Raw genomic sequence first — 21,187 nt, forward strand, 5'->3', positions numbered from 1 at the left:
TCTTGTCGGGCGAAACATGGACGTAACACGGGAGTGAGCCGTGCGGCACTCAACGGATGCCAAGAGCCAGTCACTTGGAACCCTGTCCTTCGCCACCCACGTCCTGCGCGGCCAGGCGCAGGTCACCTTCCTGCCGAGCACGGCGGCGGGCGCCCTCTTCTGCGTGGCGCTCTTCGCCGCGGGCTGGGAGTACGGCCTCTACGGCCTGGCGGGAACGGCCGTCGGCACGGCCACCGCGCGGCTGCTCGGGGCGGCTCACGACCGCGTCTCGACCGGGCTCGAAGGCTTCAACGCCTGTCTGACCGCCCTGTGTTTCGCCGTGTTCCTCGGCGCCGGGCACCTGTCCACGGCAGCGCTCGCCCTCGCGGGCTGTGTGGTGGTCACGGTCGTGACGGCGGCGGCGGTCAACGTCCTCGCGGCCTGGGATCTGCCTTCGCTCACCCTGCCGTACTGCCTGCTCGCGAGCGCGATGACGATCGCGGCGCCCGGCTTCGAGCGGGTCTGGCACCACGGGGACGCCCTGGCCGCGCTGACGCGCGCGGCGACGGGCCCGACCTCGCTCCAACCCGCCGACCTGGCAAAGGCGTTCTTCGCCGACTTCGCCCAGATCTTCTTCATGCCGCAGTGGTACGTCGGGGCGGTGCTGCTCGTCGGCCTCTTCGTCGCGAGCCGTCGCGCGGGGGCCGTGGCGTGCCTGGGCAGCGCGGTCGGGATCGGCTCGGCGTGGGCGCTCGGGGCGCCGGCCGCGCAGATCGCGGACGGCACGATGGGATACAACTCCGTGCTCGTCGCGCTCGCGCTGTGCGGCGTCTTCCTTCCGGCGCGGGGTGCGACGCTCGCGTACGCGATCGCGGGCGCCGCCACGGCGACCGCCGTCAGCTCGGCGATATCGGCGCTCCTCGCGCCGTCCGGCGGGCACACGTTCACCTGGCCGTTCGTCCTGACGACGCTCGCGTTCCTGGCCGCGGCCAAGTCCTTCTCCCGGCTGCGTACGACGACTCCGGCGCCGTACGATGCGACGGCGCCGGAGCTGTCCTTGGCGGACGGGGGCGTCAGCGGGAACTCGCCCGCCCCGCAAGCACCTTGATGGAGATCAGGGCGATCACGGCGAGGCCGATGATGTACGCGGCGACGGCCATCGATGTGCCCGTCGCCTCCAGGAGCAGCACCATCACGAACGGCGCGAGCCCGCCGCCGAACACGGCCGCGATCTGGTAGCCGAGCGATGCTCCCGTGTAGCGCATCTCGGCCGTGAACAACTCCGCGAAGAGCGCGGCCTGCGGCCCGTACATGATGCTGAGGAAACAGCTGGTGACGAAGGTGCCGACGGCCAGCCACAGCAGCGAACCGGTGTCGATGAGCAGGAACATCGGCACGGCCCAGACCGCGAGTCCCGCGGCGCCCAGAGCGTAGATCCGCAGCCGTCCGATGCGGTCGGAGAGGGCGGCGGACGCCGGGATCAGGGCGAGTTGGGTGAGGCTGACGCAGAGCGAGACGGTGAGGACCGCGCTGCGTTTCATGTCGAGTTCGCGGGTGGTGTAGTCGAGGACACCCGTGATGATTATATAAAATGTGGCTGTATTTACCGCGAAGGAGCCGCCCGCCAGGAAGACGGTGCCGAGGTGGTGGCGGAGGATGGTGCGCAGGGGCGAGTTGCCCCCTTCGCCGTCGGCGCCCTTCTGGCTCTTCTCCTTCTCGGCGAGCGCACGCTCCGCCTCGCGGAATTCCGGTGTCTCCTCCACGCGCGTGTGGATGTACCAGGCGAGCACGAGCACGAGGAGCCCGACCATGAAGGGCACCCTCCATCCCCACGCCTCGAAGGTGCTCTCGCTGGTGACGGCGCCGGCGATCAGGAAGACCGTGTTGGCGGTCACCACGCCGATGGGGACGCCCAGTTGGACCAGGCTGCCGTAGAGACCGCGCTTGCCCTCGGGGGCGTACTCGGTGGCCATCAGCATCGCGCCGCCCCACTGCGCGCCGACCGCGATGCCCTGGAACACGCGGAGGGTGACGAGCAGGATCGGCGCGGCGATGCCGACCGTGTCGTACGTGGGGAGCAGGCCGATGCCCGTGGTGGAGATGCCCATCAGGGTCAGCGCGAGGACCAGCATGGGTTTGCGGCCACGCTTGTCGCCGAGGTGGCCCGCGATGATGCCGCCGATGGGGCGGGCCAGGAAGCCGACGGCGAAGGTGGCGAACGCGGCGAGGACTCCTGCGGAGGAGCTGCCGGAGGGGAAGTAGAGATCGCCGAGGACGAGGGCGGCGGCGATGCCGAAGACGAAGTAGTCGTACCACTCGACGGCCGAGGCGAGGGCGGCGGCGGTCGCCACCTTGCGGCGGTGGGGATCCGCCTGGCTCGTGGGCCGAGCGGATTCGGGGTGGGGGGCCGCTGAGGGGGCGGACGGTGCGGGGTCCATGCGGGTGCACACTCCGGTGGGTCCGGGGACGGGACAGGGGGTGGGCGTGTGATTGCAGGGACCGTACCGACCGGTGGGTATGTGGTCAACGGTTCGAGCAGGGGGTTCTTTTCCCCAGCCCCGCCCCTTCCCGCCCCCCGGCTCCGCCGGGACCGATGCTTACCGTCGATCACCGGCTTCGCCGAGTTCGTCCTCGAACGCCGGACGGGCTGAAACTGCCTAGAACACCACCAACGCCCGACCCCCCTTCCCCGCGACCATGTTCTCGAAGGCCGCAGGGATCCCGTCCAGCGCGATCCGGTCGGTCACCAGGCCGCTCAGGTCGAAGCGCCCGGCACGGATGTGGTCCGCAAGGACCGGCAGGTCCACCGCCGGGTCGGAGTTCCCGTACACGCACCCCGAGAGCGTCCGGCCCCAGTGGAAGATCTCCAGGGCGTTGAAGGCGACCTGCTGGTCCTTGCCGCCGATGCCGACCACCGTCGTGCGCCCGCCGCGCCGCGTGGACTCCCAGGCCGCACGGATCGTCACCGCACGCCCGACGCACTCCACCGCGACATCCACGCCCTGACCGCCCGTCAGCTTGCGGATGTCCTTCGCGGTCTTCTCCGAGGCGACGACGTACTCCGTCGCACCGGACGACCGCGCCAACTCCTCCTTCTCCGGGGACACATCGACGGCGATGATCTGCGAGGCCCCGGCAATACGGGCCGCCTGGAGCGTCGCGAGGCCCACTCCCCCGACCCCGAAGACCGCCACCGTCTCGCCCTCGCGGACCTTCGCGGAGTGGTGCACGGCGCCGTACCCGGTGAGCACGGCACAGCCCAAAAGCGCCGCGTCCGTCAGCGGGACACCGGCCGGGGACGGCAGTACGCAGTTGCCCGCCACCACCGTCTCCTCGGCGAACGCGGCGACGTTCAGGCCGGGGTGGAGGTCGGCGCCGTCCGAGGCGCGGTGGGCGTACACATCGGCGGCGCCGGCCAGGGCGTTCACACACAGCCACACCTCGCCGAGCGAGCAGGCGTGGCACCTTCCGCAGGACGGAGCCCAGTTGAGGACCACCTCGTCGCCCGGCGCGACGTGCGTGATCCCCTCGCCCACGGACACCACCGTGCCCGCACCCTCGTGCCCGAGCACGGCGGGCACGGGCACCCGCATCGTGCCGTTGGTCAGGGACAGGTCGGAGTGGCAGACCCCGGCGGCGGCGAGGCGCACCCGCACCTGGCCCGGGCCCGGCTCGGGCAGATCGATCTCGGTGATCTCCAGGGGAGAGCCGACGGCGGGCAGAACAGCGGCGCGGACCACGGTGACGTACTCCTTAGAGGGCTGACATCAGAAGGCAGGTGGGAGGAGGCGGGGGCGGGAGGCGGGAGGGTTCAGAACTGGAGGGACTTCGTCTGGAGGTACTCCGCGAGCCCGTGCGGGCCCAGCTCCCGGCCCACGCCCGACTGCTTGTAGCCGCCGAACGGGGCGGAGGGGTTGAAGCTGCCGCCGTTGATGTCGACCTGTCCCGTGTCCATGCGGCGGGCGAACGCGATCGCCTCCGCGTCGTCGGCCGCCCAGACCGCGCCCGCGAGCCCGTACACGGTGCCGTTCGCGATCCGCAGGGCCTCGTCCTCGTCCTCGTACCTGATGATCGAGACGACCGGGCCGAAGATCTCCTCCTGGGCGATCGTCATGTCGGGGGTGACGTCGGCGAAGACCGTCGGCTGGACGAAGTAGCCCTGCTCGCGCGGCACTTCGGAGCCGCCCGCCACGACACGCGCGCCCTCCTCGACCCCCTTGTCGATGTAACCCCGCACCCGCGCGTGCTGCTTGGCGTTGACGACGGGGCCGATGCGGGCGCCGTACTTGGCGGCCGCCTCCGCCGCGAGCGAGACCGCCTCGTCGTACCGCGCGGAGTCCACCAGCATGCGGGTCCACGCGCTGCACGTCTGGCCCGAGTTGGACATGACGTTGGCGACACCGGCCTTGACCGCCTTGGTCAGATCGGCGCTCGGCAGGATGACGTTGGCGGACTTGCCGCCGAGCTCAAGGGCGACGCGCTTGACGGCCGCGCCCGCGGTCGCGCCGATCTGCTTGCCGACCGCCGTCGAACCGGTGAAGGAGACCAGGTCGACGCCCTCGTGCTCGGCGAGCGCCTGCCCTGCGACCGGACCGAGCCCGGTGACCAGGTTGAAGACACCGGCGGGGATGCCCGCATCGTGCACGGCCTCGGCGAAGAGCTGGGCGGTGAGCGGGGTGTCCTCGGCGGGCTTCAGGACGACCGTGCAGCCCGCGGCGAGCGCGGGGGCCACCTTGTTGACGATCTGGTGGAGGGGGTAGTTCCAGGGCGTGATCGCGCCGACGACACCGACCGGCTCCAGGTAGACCGTGGAGTTGCCGATCTTCTCCTCGAAGGCGTACGTCGCTGCGAGTTCGGCGTAGGACCCGGAGACCAGGATCGGTACGCCCGCGTGCACCATCTGCGAGAACTGGAGCGGGGAGCCGAGCTCCGCCGTCACCGTCTCGGCGATCTCGTCCTTGCGGGCGACCAGCTGGTCACGGAGCGCCCCGATGAGCGCGGCCCGCTCGGCGGGCGGGGTCGCGGCCCAGATGGGGAAGGCCTCGCGGGCGGCCCCGACCGCCGCGTCGATGTCCTGCGCCGTACCGGCGGGGACCTGGCCGATCGGCTGCTCGTCGGCCGGGTTCAGGACCGTGATCGTGTCCGTGCCGACGGCGGGCCGCCAGGCGCCGCCGATGTACATGCCGTCGTGGGCCTTCATCGCACTCCTCAAGTCGTCGTCTCAGGTGGCCGCAGGCAGTCGTCCCCGCCCAGCCGTCCACACCCCGTCCGCACCCCAAACTAGCGCTGATAGTTTTTCTCCACCAGAGGCGCAGGACGCGGGGACATTCGCCCCGGCTCGACACATACCCCCTGCGGGTTCTTTGGAAGTTCCATTTCATGCACGTGACAGACACATGTCATGACGCCAACTCCCTTGATCTACGCCCGTAGAGCCGACATTCTGCTGTTCGCGCCGGGAGCGGAACGCACCACTCCCGGCTGTGTGTGCGATCACGCACACGCCCCCACAGTTGCGCCGCCCGACCCAGGGCGCGCGCCGCCTATGAGGAGGACTCCCTCGTAATGGCAATGCTGCGCAGCAAGAAGACTGTGATCGCCGCGGCGATCTCGACCGCGACCGCCGCCACTCTGTTCGGTGCGGTCACCGCCCTTCCGGCCCAGGCCGCCCCCGCCGAGGGCACCGTGATCGGCGCCGGTTCGGCCGACGCCGTCAAGGGCAGCTACATCGTCACCCTGAAGAAGAACTCGGGCTTCAGTGCCGCCTCGACCCAGGGCAAGGGTCTGATATCCGAGTACGGCGGATCGGTGAAGAAGACCTTCAAGTCCGCGCTCAACGGCTACACCGTCGACCTGAGCGCGGCGGAGGCGAGACAGCTCGCCGCCGACCCCGCCGTCGCCTCGGTCGAGCAGAACCAGCGGGTCCAGGCCGACGCGACCCAGACCAACGCCCCCTGGGGTCTGGACCGCATCGACCAGACGAGCCTGCCGCTGTCCGGCACCTACACCTACCCGGACACCGCGGGCTCGGGTGTCACCGCGTACGTGATCGACACCGGCGTGCGCATCACGCACTCCGAGATCAGCGGGCGCGCGGTGAACGGCTACGACGCCGTGGACGGCGACAACACCGCCCAGGACGGCAACGGCCACGGCACACACGTGGCCACGACCATCGCGGGCAAGACCTACGGCGTCGCCAAGAAGGCCAAGATCGTGGCCGTCCGCGTGCTCGACAACAATGGCTCCGGCACGACCGCCGGTGTCATCGCGGGCATCGACTGGGTGACGAGCAACCACACGGCGGGCGCCCCCGCCGTGGCCAACATGTCGCTCGGCGGCGGCGCCTCCACCACGCTCGACAACGCGGTGAAGAACTCCATCGCCGACGGCGTCAGCTACGCGGTCGCCGCGGGCAACGAGGGCGTCAACGCCTCCTCGTCGTCCCCGGCGCGGGTCCCCGCGGCCATCACAGTGGGCGCCACCAGCAACACGGACGCCAAGGCCAGCTGGTCCAACTACGGCTCGGTCCTCGACATATTCGCGCCGGGTGTCTCGATCACGGCGGGCTGGAACACCAGCGACTCCGCCACGAACACCATCTCCGGTACGTCGATGGCCACTCCGCATGTGGCGGGTGCGGCGGCGGTCTACCTGGCGGGCCACACCTCGGCCACGCCTGCGCAGGTCTCCACGGCGCTGGTGAACGGAGCCACGTCGGGCAAGGTGACGAGCCCGGGCACCGGTTCGCCGAACAAGCTGCTCAAGATCGTCCAGTAGCAGCCCGTAGGCACGTCCTGTAGTACCCCGTTCCCCGGAGGCAGCCGGCGCCTCCGGGGAACATCCGCTCGTCGGCTCGTTCAGCGGCGGCGTGACCAGCCCGGCGCCTCCGCGAGGCAGGCGCCGGTGACCGTCTTGTAGTCGGCCTTCTGCCGTGCGAGTTTCGCGTCGGTGGCCGGGACCTCCATACGGATGTCGAGCTCGGTGACGGCGACGTCGACGCCCAGATCGGCGAACCGCTCGGCGCACCGTTCGGCGATGCAGGAGTCCCCGAGTTTGGTCTGGAAGATCGACTGCCCGCGGGACCCGTCCTCGTTGAACGGCTAGTTGTACGTGCCGCGCTGCGGTTCGACCGACTCCCGCTTCATCTCGTTGCCGGGGTGATGGAGTCGAACCGGTCGGCGGTGGCCGTGCCTCCCGCGCCGTGCCTGCGGCCGAAAGGATCAGCGCCGCAACGAGCCGCAACGACCGGCAGTCCGCACGCGGCCCTGCGTAAGTTCTGTAACTTCATGGATGTCCCTCTCCTCTAGGCTTCACGTCAACTCCGGTGTTCCGGAAGACTTCTGCAAAGTTTCGAGAATGCGTCCGGAACGGTAAGGGCGTGACGGGGACTCGTCAATGGAGGTGGGGAAGTGAGCCGGTCAAGGAGCAAGGTGACCATCACGGAGATAGCCCGGCAGGCGGGCGTCTCCGTGCCGACGGTGTCGCGGGTGGTCAACGGCCGGTCCGACGTCTCGGAGGAAACCCGCGCGCGCATCGAGGACCTGCTGCGGGAGCACGGCTACGAGCGGCGGGCGACCGCACCGGGAAGCCGCGCCGCCCTCGTCGACCTGGTCTTCAACGACCTCGACAGCCCCTGGGCCGTGGAGATCATCCGTGGTGTGGAGGAAGTGGCGCACGCTGCGGGCGCGGGCACGGTCGTCTCCGCGATCCACGGCGCCTCCGGCTCGGCCCGCCAGTGGATGAAGAACCTGCGGGCCCGAGCGTCGGACGGCGTGATCCTGGTGACCTCCGTCCTGGAACCGATGCTCCACGACGAGCTGCGGCGGCTCGGCGTGCCGCTCGTCGTGATCGACCCGGCAGGATCACCCTCCCTCGACGCACCGACCGTGGGCGCCACCAACTGGGCGGGCGGCATGGCGGCGACGGAACATCTGCTCTCCCTGGGCCACCGCAGGATCGGCTTCATCGCGGGCCCCCCGAGGCTCCTGTGCTCACGGGCCAGGCTCGACGGCTACCGTGCGGCGCTGGAGAGCGCGGGCGTACCCGTCGACGACGCGCTGATCGTGCCGGGCGACTTCTACCACGCGTCCGGGTTCGCCGGAGCGGGCGAACTCCTTGCCCTCGCCGAGCCGCCGACCGCGCTCTTCGCCGCCAGTGACCAGATGGCCCTCGGCGCGATCGAGGCCCTGCGGCGACGCGGCCTGCGCGTTCCCGAGGACCTCAGCGTGGTGGGCTTCGACGATCTTCCGGAGGTCAGCTGGTCGGCGCCGCCGCTGACGACCGTGCGCCAGCCCCTGTCCGACATGGGGAAGCTGGCGGCCCGCACGGTGCTGCGGCTCGCGCTCGGCGAGGAGCCCGCGTCGCCCCGGATCGAGCTGGCCACGGAGCTGGTGGTGCGGGCCAGCACGGCACCGCCCGCCTGAATCCTCCTTCATACAAAGCTTCCGAACTCCCGTTCCTGTCAGGAGCGTTGACACGTCCGGACGCCGCCCGTAACTTCCGTGCGCATCGACCGATAATTTTCGGAACTCTTCCGGAAGGTGCGCTGCGATGCCTACCCCTCCCCTGCGCCGACCGCTCCGACTGCGCCGACGCATCCGTACGGCCCTGGCCACCGCGGCCCTGACGCTCGCCGCCACCGGCCTTTCCGCCTGTGGTGGCAGCGGCGGGCCGCAGGACAGCGCGGGCGGCGGCGGTGCCGCGCTCGAGGCCTGGGTCTACGGCGACCCGTCGGCCGCCGTACAGCGCAAAGTCGTGGACCGCTTCAACAAGACCTCGGACGTCAAGGTCAAGCTCGTCGAGATCCCCGGCGAGGGCTACCAGGACAAGATGCGCACCTCGATGGGCACCGCCAACGCCCCCGACATCTTCTTCAACTGGGGCGGCGGCTCCATCAGCGACTTCGCCGCCAAGGACATGCTGGTCGACCTCGGCCCGTACATGAAGAAGGACCCGGCGCTGAAGAAGGCGTTCATCCCCTCGATCCTCGACGCGGGCCGCATCGACGGGACGTACTACGGCGTTCCGATGCGCGGCATGCAGCCGGTGATCCTCTTCTACAACAAGAAGGTCTTCCGCGAGGCGGGCGCCGAACCCCCGGCGTCCTGGGACGACATGCTCGACCTGATCGACACCTTCAAGGAGAAGGACGTCACGCCGTTCGCGCTCGCGGGCGCCGATCCGTGGACCGAACTGATGTGGCTTGAGTACCTCCTCGACCGGTTCGGCGGTCCCGAGGTCTTCCAGAAGATCGTGGACGGCGACAAGTCCGCCTGGAACGACCCCGCCATGATCAAGGCGGGCGAGACGATCCGTGATCTGGTCGACCGCGGAGCCTTCGGCAAGAACTACAAGTCCGTCAACTACACGGCGGACGGCGCCTCCACCCTCTTCGCCCGCGGCAAGGCCGCCATGCACCTGATGGGCAGCTGGGAGTACGCCAACCAGAAGGCCAACCAGAAGGAGTTCGCCAAGTCGGGCCTCGGCTGGACCTCGTTCCCCGCGGTGCCCGGCGGCAAGGGCGACCCGAAGGACGTCGTCGGCAACCCCACCAACTACTGGTCGGTCAACGCCACCCGGGTGAAGAAGGGCGAACGCCGGGACGCCGCCGTGAAGTTCCTGAAGTTCGCGTCCCAGCAGAGTTACGCCAAGGACCTCGTCGCCAACGGAGACGTACCGGCGACCTCGGACGCGAAGGCGCAGCTCAGCGCGCACGAGAATCCCGAGTACGCCACGTACCAGTACGACATGGTGAGCGAGGCCCCGTCCTTCACGCTCTCCTGGGACCAGGCGCTGCCCGCCAGGTTCACATCGCCGCTCACCAACAATCTGCAGAAGCTCTTCAACGGCGATCTGAGCCCGAAGGGCTTCGCCGACGCGATGCGGGGAGTGAAGTGAGCCCGTCCCCCGTTCGCAGCCGGGTGGGCCGCCCCGGCCTCCTGTGGGCGGCGCCCGGCGCCCTGTTCTTCCTCTGCTTCGCGCTCGGCCCGCTCCTCCTCGTCGGCTATCTCTCCTTCACCGAGTGGGACGGTCTCGGCGGCCTTCCTTCCTTCAGCGGCACGGGCAACTGGAGCCGCTTGTGGCAGGACTCCACGATGCGGGGCGCGGTGGTCCTGAGCCTGCTGCTCACCGCGCTGACCTGGCTCGTCCAGACGCCGATCGCGCTGCTGCTCGGTGTCTGGGCGGCCGGCAGGCAGAAGAACCGCGCCGTCCTGAGCGCCATCTTCTTCCTGCCGCTGCTCGCCTCGTCCGTGGCGCTCGCGCTGCTGTGGAAGACGCTCCTCGACCCCAACTTCGGTCTGATAGCCGACATCGGCCCGTGGATCGGCTTCGCGGACGGCGACGTGCTCGGCTCCTCGCGCGGCGCGTTCGGTGCGGTGATCTTCGTGGCGGCCTGGCAGTTCATCCCGTTCCACACGCTGCTCTACCAGGGCGGCGCCCGGCAGATCCCGCGCTCCCTCTACGACGCGGCGTCGATCGACGGGGCGGGCACGGTCCGGCAGTTCTTCCACATCACGCTGCCGCAGCTGCGCAACACCGTCATCACATCGACCGTCCTGATGGTGGTCGGCGCGCTGACGTTCTTCGACACCGTGCTGATCCTCACCGAGGGCGGACCGGGCACGGACACCACGATCGTCCCCTACTGGATGTACGAGACCGGCTTCGTCTCCCGCGACATGGGCTACGCGAGCGCGATCGCCACAGCGCTCGTCGTGGTCGCGACGGGCATCTCGCTCCTTCTCGTACGACTCACCGGCTTCGCGGCGATGCGCTCGACCCGGGAGGGCCTGTGACAAGGACCCTGGAACGCCCGGACACCCGCAGCCGCCCCGCACGGCCTGCGCACGGTTCCCGCCGACGGCGCGGGCGCCCCAACCTCCCCGCCGGAGCCGCCTCGCTCCTCTGGCTGGTGATCATCGCGCTGCCGCTGTACGTCCTGCTGACCACGACCCTCCAGTCGCGCGACGCCTATTTCGACCGGGGCCCGCTCTCCGTCCCCACCGAGCCGACCCTCGACAACTACCGCCGTGTCCTGGACAGCAGTTTCTTCACCTATCTCCTCAACACGGCGGTGGTGACGGTCGCCTGTGTCGCCATCGTCCTGGTGCTCGGGGTGTGCGTCGGCTACGCGGTGGTGCGTGCGCGGGGCCGGGGTGCCCAGCGCATGTTCCAGATGTTCCTGCTCGGACTCGCGATCCCCGCCCAGGCGGTGATCATCCCGGTCTTCCTGCTGATCACGAAGTTGGAGCTGTACGACTCGCTGCTCGCGGTGATCCTTCCGACGGCCGCGTTCGCGCTGCCCGTGAGCGTGCTGATCCTCGCCGGTTCGATGCGGGACATCGACGAGGAGCTGTACGAGTCGATGGCCCTCGACGGCGCGGGCCCGGTCCGCATCCTGCTGCGCCTGGTCGTACCGATGTCGCGCACAGGCATCTCCACGGCCGCCGTGTACACCGCTCTGCAGGCCTGGAACGGCTTCCTCTTCCCGCTGATCCTCACCCAGTCCCCCGAGTCCCGGGTGCTCACCCTCGGCCTCTACGACTACGTGGGCGAGTTCCGCGTCGACGTCCCCGCGCTGCTCGCCGCCGTGGTCCTTTCCATCGTGCCCATCTTCGCCGTGTATCTCTTCGCCCGCCGTCAGCTGGTCGACGGTCTGATGGGCGCGGGCGGCCGCTGACTTGAGGAGTTCCATGGTCCACCCCTGGCAGGACACCACGCTGCCCGCGTCCGCGCGGGCCGCGGACCTGCTCGCCCGGATGACCGCACAGGAGAAGCTCGCCCAGCTCTACAGCGTCTGGCCGGGCTCGGACGCCCAGGAGGAGAGCGGCGATGTGGCGCCGCTCCAGCACGAGGTCGCGGAACGCGTCGACCTGGAGGAGCTGCTCCCCCACGGACTCGGCCAGGTGACACGCCCCTTCGGTACGGCACCGGTGGAGCCCGCCGAGGGCGCGGCCCGGCTCGCCGCCCTCCAGGAACGCGTCCGCGCCGCGAACCGCTTCGCCCTGCCCGCCGTCGCGCACGAGGAGTGCCTCACCGGTTTCACCGCCTGGCAGGCGGCCGTCTTCCCCACACCGCTCGCCTGGGGCGCGTCCTTCGACCCCGACCTTGTGGGCAGGATGGCCGAGTCCATCGGTACGTCGATGCGCGCGGTCGGCGTCCACCAGGGGCTCGCCCCGGTCCTGGACGTCGTACGCGACCCACGCTGGGGCCGCACGGAGGAGTCCATCGGCGAGGACCCCTACCTGGTGGCGACCGTCGGCACGGCCTACGTCCAGGGCCTGCAGTCGGCGGGGATCATCGCCACGCTCAAGCACTTCGCCGGATACTCGGCCTCGCGCGGGGCCCGCAACCACGCCCCTGTGTCCATCGGCCCGCGCGAGCTGGCGGACGTCATCCTGCCTCCCTTCGAGATGGCGGTACGGGACGGAGGCGCCCGCTCGGTCATGCCCGCGTACAACGACCTGGACGGCCTCCCCGCCCACGCCCACCGGGCACTGCTCACCCAACTCCTCCGGGAGGACTGGGGATTCACGGGGACGGTCGTCTCCGACTACTTCGGGGTGTCGTTCCTGGAGTCGGCACACGGGGTCACGGACTCCAGGGCCGGGGCGGCGGCCCTTGCCCTCTCGGCGGGCGTGGACATCGAGCTCCCGGCGGTGCGGTGCTTCGGGGCGGGCGACGCACCGCAGGACGTGGTGGACCGGGCGGCGCTGCGTGTACTGACGCAGAAGTGCGAGCTCGGCCTCCTCGACCCCGACTGGACGCCGACTCCACCCACACCGTCGTCCGTGGACCTCGACCCGCCCCACATGCGGGCGCTGGCACGCGAGTTGGCCGAGGAGTCGGTGGTCCTGCTCGCCAACGCGGACAGGGTGCTCCCTCTGGCACACAACACGCGGATCGCCGTGGTGGGTCCGCTCGCCGACGACCCGGCGGCGATGCTCGGCTGCTACACCTTTCCGCGCCATGTGGGCGTCGAGCACCCGCAGTTGCCGATGGGTGTCGCCGTGCCGACGCTGCTCCAGGCGCTGCGGGCGGAGTTCCCGGGGGCCACGTTCGTCGAGGACCCGGCCGACGCGGAGGTGTGCGTGGCCGTGGTCGGGGACCGCTCCGGGCTCTTCGGGCGGGGCACGTCGGGCGAGGGATGCGACGCGGCCGACCTGGAACTCCCGGACGGCCAAGGCGACTTCATCGACACGGTTCTCGCCTCAGGCACCCCCACGGTGCTGGTACTCCTCTCCGGCCGCCCCTACGCGCTCGGACGCTGGGCGGACCGCCTTGCCGGGGTGGTGCAGGCGTTCTTCCCCGGCGAGGAGGGCGGCGGCGCGGTCGCGGGCGTCCTTTCGGGCCGGGTCAACCCGTCGGGGCGGCTCCCGGTCGGCGTGCCCCGCGAGCCGACGGGCCAGCCCTGGACGTATCTGGCTCCCCCGCTCGGCCACCGCGGCGAGGCGAGCAACCTCGATCCGACGCCCCTGTTCCCGTTCGGGCACGGCCTCTCGTACACGACGTTCGCCTGGGACGTGTCCCCTGCCCCCGCCGAAACCCCCGTAGAACTGCCCACGGACGGCGAGACGACCCTGCGCGTCACGGTCACCAACACCGGTGACCGCCCCGGCACGGAGGTCGTCCAGCTCTACCTCCACGACCCCGTGGGCCGGGTGGCGCTCCCCGTGGCCCGCCTGGTCGGCTACGCGCGTGTGCCGCTGCTCCCCGGCGAGTCCGCGGAGATCCACGCCACGTTCCATGCGGACCTGGCGTCTTACACGGGCCCCCAGGGCCACCGGGTTGTCGACCCGGGCGCGCTCGAACTCCGCCTCGCCGCGTCCAGCGCTACGGTCCACCACCGGGTGAGGCTGAATCTGACGGGACCTGAGCGCAGGATGGGCCGCGAGCGGCGTATGAGGTGCGAGATGCGGGTGAAGTAAGGGGGGTCAGCCCCTCCGGCGTTTGAGGAGCGGGGGTCTGGGGGCAGAGCCCCCAGTTTCGGGAAGGGGCGGGGTTGGGGAAGGCCCCGCCGGGTTACGCCTCAGCCCCAACCCGGCCGCCACCAACAGCAGCCCACCCAGCATCACGAACGGCGCCGCAACCCCCGCAACCCCCGCGATCAGCCCCGCCCCGGCTGGGGCAGCAACCTGCCCCAGGCGGTTCCCGGTGAGCCGCAGCGCGAGAGCCGTGGACCGGGCCCCATCCGGAGCAGCCTGCACAACCGTAGTCATCGACAGCGGCTGCCCGACCCCCAGGCAGAACCCCAACAGAACAAGCATCACCCCCAGCCCCCAAACAGGCACCGGCAACGCAACCCCCGCACACAACACCGCGGCCAGCAGACACGTCACGACGATCAGCACCGTACGGCCGAGCAGATTGATCAGCGGCGTCATCACAAGACGGCAGGCGATCGTCGCGGCGGCCCGCAGCGAGAGCAGCACACCCACCGTCGCGGGCGCGATGCCCCGGTGCTCACCGACCACCGGCAGATAGGCGGTGAGGATGTCCGTCGCGGAGAGCACCGCGAGGCTGATGAAGATCCCCGCGGGGACGCCCCGGGTGCGCAGGATGCCGAGCACCGGGACCTTGTCCCCCCGCTTGGACGAGGCACCGGCAGGACGGACGTGCTCGATACGCCACAGCGAGGTGAGCGAGACGGCAGCGACCGCCCCCGAGACGAGCAGGGCGAACGCGCTCGTGCGGCCCATGTCCGCGCCGATGAGAAAGCCCGCGGCGATCGGCCCGACCAGCTGCCCGAGCGAGGCGCCGATCGTGAAGTGCCCGAAGTTGCGGTCCTGTTCGTGGGGGGCGGACTGCCGCGCGACGATGGACTGGGCGCCGATCACGAAGCAGAGGTGGCCCAGGCCCATCACACCGCTCCAGGCGGCGAGCGCGCCGAGCGACCCCGCCGTACCGCTGAGGGCGCACCCTCCGGAGATCAGGACGACGCCGATCGGGAGGAGCGGCGCGCACCGCCCGTGGTCCGTCCTGCGCCCGAGCGGCACGGCCGCGAAGAGCGGGAGCAGGGCGTACACACCCGCGATGACGCCGATCGCCCGCTCGTCGGCGCCCAGCGAGAGGGCCCGGTAGGAGACGGCCGGACGCGCCATCGACACCGCCCCCTGCGCGAAGCTGAAGGCGATGACGAGGCGCAGCAACCAGGCCCGGCCCGGTGTCGATGGCATCAGATGATGCCGAAGAGGATTCCGGAGCCGAGCACCACGAGCGAGGTGAGGACGGCCCATTTGACGGTGAACTTGGTGTGGTCGCCGAACTCGACCTTGGCCATGCCCACGAGGACGTACACGGCGGGCACCAGCGGGCTCGACATGTGCAGGGCCTGACCGGCGATCGAGGCGCGGGCGATCTCGAGGGTGCCGACGCCGTGCGCCTGGCCCGCCTCGGCGAGGACCGGCAGGACGCCGAAGTAGAAGCCGTCGTTCGACATGAAGTAGGTGAGGGGCAGCGACAGGAGCCCGGTCACGAGGCCCATCTGCGGGCCCATGCCCTCCGGGATCGCGTCGACGAGCCACTTGGCCATGCTGTCGACCATGCCGGTGCCCTGGAGGACGCCGGTGAAGACGGCGGCGGCGAAGACCATGCCGGTGACGTTGAGGACGTTCTCCGCGTGGGCGCCGATGCGGGCCTTCTGGTCGGGCATGTGCGGGAAGTTGACCGTCAGGGCGAGCGCGGCGCCGAGCAGGAAGAGGACCGGGATCGGCAGCAACTCCATGATCATGGCGGTGAGCAGGACCACGGTGAGACCGGCGTTGAACCAGTAGAGCTTGGGGCGCAGGGTGGAGCGGTTGGGGTCGAGCCCCTGGAAGCCGTCGTCGTCATCGGCATCGGCGTCACCGGAGCCGGAGGCGCCGGAAGCGTCCGTGCCGGAACCCGCTCCCGCTCCCCCGGTGGTCTTGGTGAGCGACATACGACCGCCGGCGTCGGCGGAGCCACCCGCACCCACCAGAACCGTCTCGCCCGCCGTCTCCTTCTCCAGGACCTCGTCCAGGGAGAGCATGCCGAGCCGCTTGCGCTCCCGCAGACCCAGTGCGTAGGAGAGCAGGAAGACCGCCACGAGGCCCATGGCGAGCGCCGGGATCATGGGGACGAAGATATCGGCCGCGTCGACCTTGAGCGCGGTCGCGGCGCGGGCCGTCGGGCCGCCCCAGGGCAGGGTGTTCATGACGCCGTTGGCGGTGGCCGCGACACCCGTCATGACGACGAGGCTCATCTTGAGGCGTTTGTAGAGCGGATACATCGCCGAGACCGTGATCATGAAGGTCGTCGAGCCGTCGCCGTCGAGCGAGACGATGGCGGCGAGCAGCGCGGTGCCCACCACGATGCGGACCGGGTCCGCCTTGCAGAAGCGCAGGATGCCCCGGACGATCGGGTCGAAGAGGCCGACGTCGATCATGACGCCGAAGTACACGATGGCGAACATGAGCATGGCCGCCGTGGGCGCCAGATTGCCGACGCCTTCGAGGACGTAGTCCCCGAGTTGGGCTCCCTTTCCTACGAATACGCAGAAGAGTGCGGGGATCAGGACCAGTGCCGCGATCGGCGACATCTTCTTCATCATGATCAGCACCAGGAAGGTGGCGATCATGACGAATCCGAGGATTGTCAGCATGGGGGCTACCTAACGTTCACCATCGAACTCCCACCAGGTCTGGCGGTCCGGTTGACGTTAGGACCCGTCCTCCAGCGTTAACAAGATGTTGACGTGCGAGCAATAAGCGCAAAACTCCAGGTCAACGAGTTGCTGACGGAACGAGGGCGGTCAGGGACACCGGGAAGCCGTTGAGCACGGACGTACCGGAGAGCGGATCGAGGAGCGTGCCGTCCAGAAGCTGGTTCACATTGACCCCGGGGTTCTCGGCCGCGACGGCCAGGCGTGTGCCGGGGCGGTCGTGGCCCCAGCCGTGCGGCAGGCTGACCACTCCGGGGCGCACGGTGTCGGTCACCTCCACGGGGACGGTGAGCGAGCCGCCGGCGGCGTCCACGCGCGCGTGAGCGCCGTTCTCCAGGCCGATGCGGGCCGCGTCCTCGGGGTGGACGTGCAGGGTGCAGCGGTTGGAGCCGCCGGTGAGGGTGCGGACGTTGTGCATCCAGCTGTTGTTGGAGCGCAGGTGGCGGCGTCCTACGAGGACGAGCTCGTCCGGGGTGGCGTGCAGCGCGCTCGTGAGGCGCGGCAGGTCGTCCGCGATCGGCCCCGGGAGGAGTTCCACGCGTCCGCTGCGCGTTTTGAGGACTTGCGGGAGGCGGGATTTCAGCGGCCCGAGGTCGATGCCGTGCGGGTGGGCAAGGAGCCGCTCCAGGGTGAGGCCGTCCTCGCGTGCGCCGAATCCGTCGCCGTAGGGGCCCAGGCGCAGCATCAGGTCGAGCCGTCGCTCGGGGCCGCTCCCGCCGGTGAGCAGAGCGGCGAGTTCCTTGGGGTCTCGGCCGTGCACGGCCGAGTGCGGCTCGGTGACGGCCTTGCCGAGGGTCCGCTCGACGACCATCGCGTCGACGGCGGCCGGGTCGGCGCCGTGCATTCCGCTCGCGGCGAGCACGAGCCGGGCGAGGATCTCCGTCTCGGCCATCCTGCCGTCGAGAAGGGGCAGTGCGGCGCGGGTGTGGCGGACCTGGTTGCGTACGGCGAATCCGTTGAAGGCGAAGTCGAAGTGGGCGCTCTGGGACGGCGGGGGCGGCGGCAGGACCACGTGGGCGTGGCGGGAGGTCTCGTTGAGATACGGGTCGACGCTCACCATGAAGTCGAGCGAGGCCAGGGCCTTGTCGAGGCGGTCGCCGTCCGGCGCGGAGAGGACCGGGTTGGCCGCGACGGCCACGACGGCGCGGATCGCTTCGTCGCCGGGGGTGTCGATCTCCTCGGCGAGCGCGGCGATCGGCAGTTCTCCCTTGGCCTCGGGGTGTCGGCTCACGCGGCTGTGCCAGCGGCCGAGGGCGAAGCCCTTGCCCGGGCCTGCCGGGCGGGGCTCGCGGTCGGTCGCCGAGAGCGGGAACAGGGCGCCGCCCGGCCGGTCGAGGTTGCCGGTGAGGACGTTCAGCACGTCGACCAGCCAGTTGGTGAGCGTGCCGTAGGCGACGGTGCTCGCGCCGACGCGGGCGTAGACGACGGCGGTGGGCGCGGCAGCGAGGTCGCGGGCGAGGGCGCGGATGGTGTCGGCGGGCACGTCGCAGGCCGCTGTCACGGCGTCGGGGGTGAAGTGACGTACGGCCTCCCGTACGTCGTCGACGCCCTCCACCTGCTCATCGAGCGCGCCGAGGTCGGTGAGCTTCTCCTCGAAGAGGACCTGGACCATGGCCGCGAGCAGCAGGGCGTCCGCGCCGGGCCGGATGGCGAGGTGGCGGTCGGCGAGCTTCGCGGTGCGGGTGCGGCGCGGGTCGACGACGGTGAGCGTGCCGCCCCGCGCACGCAGCGCCTTCAGCTTGCCCGGGAAGTCGGGGGCGGTGCACAGGCTCCCGTTGGAGTCCAGGGGGTTGGCGCCGAGCAGGAGCAGATGGTCGGTGCGGTCCAGGTCGGGCACGGGGATGGCGAAGGCGTCGCCGAAGAGGAGCCCGCTGGAGACGTGCTTGGGCATCTGGTCGACGGTGCTCGCGGTGAAGATGTTGCGGGTACCGAGGGAGTTGAGGAGCACGGGCGGGTAGAGGCCGCCCGCCATGGTGTGCACGTTCGGGTTGCCGAGCACCACGCCGACCGCTTGCGGCCCGTACCGCTCGATCAAGGGGCGCAGCCCTGCGGCGACGGCGTCGAAGGCCTCGTCCCAGCTCGCCTCCTGGAGTACGCCGTCCTTGCGTACGAGCGGCCCCTCCAGACGATCGGGATCGGAGTCGGCTTCTCCGAAAGAGGCGCCCTTGGGGCAGATGAAGCCGTGGCTGAACACATCGTCCCGGTCGCCGCGCGCGCCGGTCACCCGGCCGCCTTCGACGGTGAGCGTGAGCCCGCAGGTGGCTTCGCAGAGGGGGCAGATACGCAGGGCGGTGCTGGGCATGGAGAACCCTCCGGGGTCCAGAGCGGCGGCTACGGCGCACGTGCGCTCTCACCATACCGACCGGTATGCATGCCGTCAGGACCCTGCGGGGGTCGGGTTCAGTCCAGCGAAGTTCAGTCCAGCGAAGTTCAGTCCAGCGAACCCGCGAAGTAGGAGTGCAGCAGGGTCCGTGTCTCGTCGATCAGGGCAGGATCGCCCGACGGATGCACGCGGAAGGCGAGTTGCAGGACCGCGTCCACCGCTTCGACGCCGACCAGCACGGTACGACTCAGCTTCTTGTCCAGCGGCCGGTCGAGATGGGCGGCCAGCAGTCCCGCCACCCGCTCGGCGACGTCCGAGTTGGCGTCCGGCATCGCGCCCGGGGCCGAGGGGATGCCGAAGTCGACCAGGCCGAAGCCGGGGACGGTGCGCTTCATGGCGAGGTACTCGTCGAAGGCCGCGTCGACGGCGCCGCGCCAGTCGCCGCGCTCCACCCCGGCCATGCGCGCCGCCACGCGCTCTCCGTACGCGTCGAGGTTGCGATGGGCCAGGGCGTCGGCCATGGCCCTCTTGTTGCCGAAGAAGCGGTAGACCGAGCCGATCGGTACACCCGCGCGGGTGGCGACGGCGCGGGTGCTCAGTTCTTCGTAGCCGACCTCGTCCAGGAGGTCGGCACAGGCGTCGAGGATGCGGGTCAGACGCTCGGCGCTGCGCTCCTGCACGGGCACGCGGCGCAGGGTTTTCGGGGGCGGCGAGGGCTTGCGCTGATCACGGTGGGGCATCCCCGGGAGAGTAGAGCATTGTTCACATCCATGGATCCCCTTGCGGAAGGAAAACGTGAATCCTACGGTGTCCCATAGGAATCGTTGACGAGGGAGCGATGATGAGCCGGGAACACACCACCGACGCAAGCCGTGCGGACGCGAACGGCGCGCGCAAGACGGCGGAGGCACTGACGTACCTCTCCGGCTTCGGCAACGAACACAGCTCCGAAGCAGTGCCCGGCGCCCTGCCGCACGGCCGCAACTCTCCCCAGCGCGCACCGCTCGGGCTCTACGCGGAGCAGCTGAGCGGCACCGCCTTCACCGAGCCCCGCGCGCACAACCGCCGCTCGTGGCTCTACCGCATCCGCCCGTCGGCCGCGCACCCGGCGTTCACCCGCATCGACAACGGCGCCCTGCGGACGGCACCCTTCACCGAGACGCCCGACCCCAACCGCCTGCGCTGGAACCCGCTGCCCGAGCCCGCCCCGGGCACGGACTTCCTCGCGGGCCTGTGGACCCTGGGCGGCAACGGCGACGCCACCCAGCGCACCGGCATGGCCGTGCACCTCTACCACGCCAACGCCTCCATGACGGACCGCGTGTTCAGCGACGCGGACGGCGAACTCCTCGTCGTGCCCGAGCAGGGCGGCCTTCTGCTACGCACCGAGTTCGGGCTGCTGCACGCCGAACCGGGCGAGGTGGCGCTGATCCCGCGCGGGGTGCGCTTCCGTGTGGAGCTGCTCGACGAGAGCGCCCGCGGGTATGTGTGCGAGAACTACGGAGCGGCCTTCCAACTCCCCGACCTGGGGCCGATCGGCGCGAACGGCCTTGCCAACGCACGGGACTTCAGGGCTCCGACCGCCTCGTACGAGGAGGCCGAGCGGCCGGTGGAGGTGGTGAACAAGTTCTGCGGAAATCTGTGGAAGGCGACCTACGACCACTCACCGCTCGACGTCGTCGCCTGGCACGGCAACCACGTCCCGTACGTGTACGACCTGCGCCGCTTCAACGTCCTCGGCACCATCAGCTACGACCACCCGGACCCGTCGATCTTCACGGTGCTCACCTCGCCGTCGGACACCCCGGGTCTGGCGGGCGTCGACTTCGTGGTGTTCGCGCCGCGCTGGCTGGTCGGCGAGGACACCTTCCGGCCGCCGTACTTCCACCGGAACGTGATGAGCGAGTACATGGGCCTGATCGAGGGCGCGTACGACGCGAAAGCGGAGGGCTTCGTGCCCGGCGGCGGCTCGCTGCACAACATGATGTCGGCGCACGGCCCCGACCGCGACACCTTCGAGAAGGCGTCGGCCGCCGAGCTGAAGCCGCAGAAGATCGACGACGGTCTTGCCTTCATGTTCGAGACGCGCTGGCCGGTGACGGCGACCGAACAGGCAGCTCAGGCGTCCCATCTGCAGCGCGGATACGACGATGTGTGGGAGGGTCTGGAGCGCCATTTTCGAAACTGATCCCGTTACCGCC

General features: G+C 70.3%; 15 protein-coding genes and 1 pseudogene. 8 read left to right on the forward strand and 8 right to left on the reverse strand.

All coding sequences use genetic code 11. The features are described 5' to 3' along the window. The first annotated feature begins 40 nt into the window (after positions 1 to 40). On the forward strand, positions 41 to 1,087 hold the full coding sequence (locus ACFQ7F_RS12605; RefSeq protein ID WP_383269690.1) for an urea transporter: 1,047 nt from the start codon (positions 41 to 43) through the stop codon (positions 1,085 to 1,087). On the opposite strand, the gene ACFQ7F_RS12610 is transcribed toward ACFQ7F_RS12605, so the two are convergent. From ACFQ7F_RS12610 to ACFQ7F_RS12620, 3 genes are all read right to left on the reverse strand, one after another. Continuing rightward, complete coding sequence (locus ACFQ7F_RS12610; protein WP_383269691.1) at positions 1,053 to 2,417, reverse strand: MFS transporter; 1,365 nt, start codon at positions 2,415 to 2,417, stop codon at positions 1,053 to 1,055. The two genes, ACFQ7F_RS12605 and ACFQ7F_RS12610, sit on opposite strands and share 35 nt — an antisense overlap. Positions 2,418 to 2,636: 219 nt before the next feature. Continuing rightward, entirely contained in the window at positions 2,637 to 3,719 is a 1,083-nt protein-coding gene (locus ACFQ7F_RS12615; RefSeq protein ID WP_383269693.1) for a Zn-dependent alcohol dehydrogenase, read from the reverse strand. 71 nt (positions 3,720 to 3,790) lie between these two features. Then, positions 3,791 to 5,179 (reverse strand): aldehyde dehydrogenase family protein, encoded by a 1,389-nt coding sequence (locus ACFQ7F_RS12620; RefSeq protein WP_383269695.1) that lies wholly within the window; start codon positions 5,177 to 5,179, stop codon positions 3,791 to 3,793. A 365-nt stretch (positions 5,180 to 5,544) separates the two neighbouring features. Here ACFQ7F_RS12620 and ACFQ7F_RS12625 point away from each other — a divergent pair, with 365 nt between their 5' ends. After that, entirely contained in the window at positions 5,545 to 6,759 is a 1,215-nt protein-coding gene (locus tag ACFQ7F_RS12625) for a S8 family peptidase (protein WP_383269696.1), read from the forward strand. 110 nt (positions 6,760 to 6,869) lie between these two features. On the opposite strand, the pseudogene ACFQ7F_RS12630 reads toward ACFQ7F_RS12625, so the two are convergent. Then, positions 6,870 to 7,001: pseudogene (locus tag ACFQ7F_RS12630) on the reverse strand (endo-1,4-beta-xylanase); the annotation flags it as partial. Positions 7,002 to 7,391: 390 nt separating this feature from the next. On the opposite strand from ACFQ7F_RS12630, the gene ACFQ7F_RS12635 reads away from it, so the two are divergent. The 5 genes from ACFQ7F_RS12635 (at position 7,392) to ACFQ7F_RS12655 (ending at position 13,910) form a co-directional block, all read left to right on the forward strand. Further along, positions 7,392 to 8,405 (forward strand): LacI family DNA-binding transcriptional regulator, encoded by a 1,014-nt coding sequence (locus ACFQ7F_RS12635; protein WP_383269698.1) that lies wholly within the window; start codon positions 7,392 to 7,394, stop codon positions 8,403 to 8,405. A gap of 127 nt (positions 8,406 to 8,532) precedes the next feature. After that, positions 8,533 to 9,879 carry an ABC transporter substrate-binding protein gene (locus ACFQ7F_RS12640; protein WP_383269700.1) on the forward strand — a complete coding sequence of 449 codons (1,347 nt, stop codon included), beginning with the start codon at positions 8,533 to 8,535 and terminating at the stop codon, positions 9,877 to 9,879. Continuing rightward, a complete protein-coding gene (locus ACFQ7F_RS12645) occupies positions 9,876 to 10,778 on the forward strand; it encodes a carbohydrate ABC transporter permease (RefSeq protein ID WP_383269702.1) in 903 nt (300 codons plus the stop codon). Before ACFQ7F_RS12640 ends, ACFQ7F_RS12645 begins: the two co-directional genes overlap by 4 nt. Next, the gene (locus ACFQ7F_RS12650) at positions 10,775 to 11,662 is read left to right on the forward strand and encodes a carbohydrate ABC transporter permease (protein WP_383269704.1); all 888 of its coding nucleotides are present in this window, start codon (positions 10,775 to 10,777) and stop codon (positions 11,660 to 11,662) included. The genes ACFQ7F_RS12645 and ACFQ7F_RS12650 overlap by 4 nt, the downstream gene beginning before the upstream one ends. Before the next feature lie 13 nt (positions 11,663 to 11,675). Beyond that, a complete protein-coding gene (locus ACFQ7F_RS12655; RefSeq protein ID WP_383269706.1) occupies positions 11,676 to 13,910 on the forward strand; it encodes a glycoside hydrolase family 3 N-terminal domain-containing protein in 2,235 nt (744 codons plus the stop codon). A gap of 6 nt (positions 13,911 to 13,916) precedes the next feature. On the opposite strand, the gene ACFQ7F_RS12660 is transcribed toward ACFQ7F_RS12655, so the two are convergent. The 4 genes from ACFQ7F_RS12660 to ACFQ7F_RS12675 form a co-directional block, all read right to left on the reverse strand. After that, positions 13,917 to 15,158 carry an MFS transporter gene (locus ACFQ7F_RS12660; RefSeq protein ID WP_383269708.1) on the reverse strand — a complete coding sequence of 414 codons (1,242 nt, stop codon included), beginning with the start codon at positions 15,156 to 15,158 and terminating at the stop codon, positions 13,917 to 13,919. Further along, positions 15,158 to 16,603 carry a CitMHS family transporter gene (locus tag ACFQ7F_RS12665; RefSeq protein ID WP_383269710.1) on the reverse strand — a complete coding sequence of 482 codons (1,446 nt, stop codon included), beginning with the start codon at positions 16,601 to 16,603 and terminating at the stop codon, positions 15,158 to 15,160. Before ACFQ7F_RS12665 ends, ACFQ7F_RS12660 begins: the two co-directional genes overlap by 1 nt. Positions 16,604 to 16,724: 121 nt before the next feature. Continuing rightward, a complete protein-coding gene (locus tag ACFQ7F_RS12670; protein WP_383269711.1) occupies positions 16,725 to 18,965 on the reverse strand; it encodes a molybdopterin-dependent oxidoreductase in 2,241 nt (746 codons plus the stop codon). 128 nt (positions 18,966 to 19,093) lie between these two features. Further along, positions 19,094 to 19,726, reverse strand: coding sequence for a TetR family transcriptional regulator (locus tag ACFQ7F_RS12675; protein WP_383269713.1), 633 nt, complete (start codon positions 19,724 to 19,726; stop codon positions 19,094 to 19,096). A gap of 101 nt (positions 19,727 to 19,827) precedes the next feature. Between ACFQ7F_RS12675 and hmgA the strand changes: the two genes are divergently transcribed. Next, positions 19,828 to 21,174 carry a homogentisate 1,2-dioxygenase gene (hmgA, locus tag ACFQ7F_RS12680; protein ID WP_383269715.1) on the forward strand — a complete coding sequence of 449 codons (1,347 nt, stop codon included), beginning with the start codon at positions 19,828 to 19,830 and terminating at the stop codon, positions 21,172 to 21,174. The last annotated feature ends 13 nt before the right edge of the window (positions 21,175 to 21,187 follow it).

Origin of the sequence: Streptomyces sp. NPDC056486, assembly GCF_042795295.1 — a bacterium.
Taxonomy (GTDB): domain Bacteria; phylum Actinomycetota; class Actinomycetes; order Streptomycetales; family Streptomycetaceae; genus Streptomyces.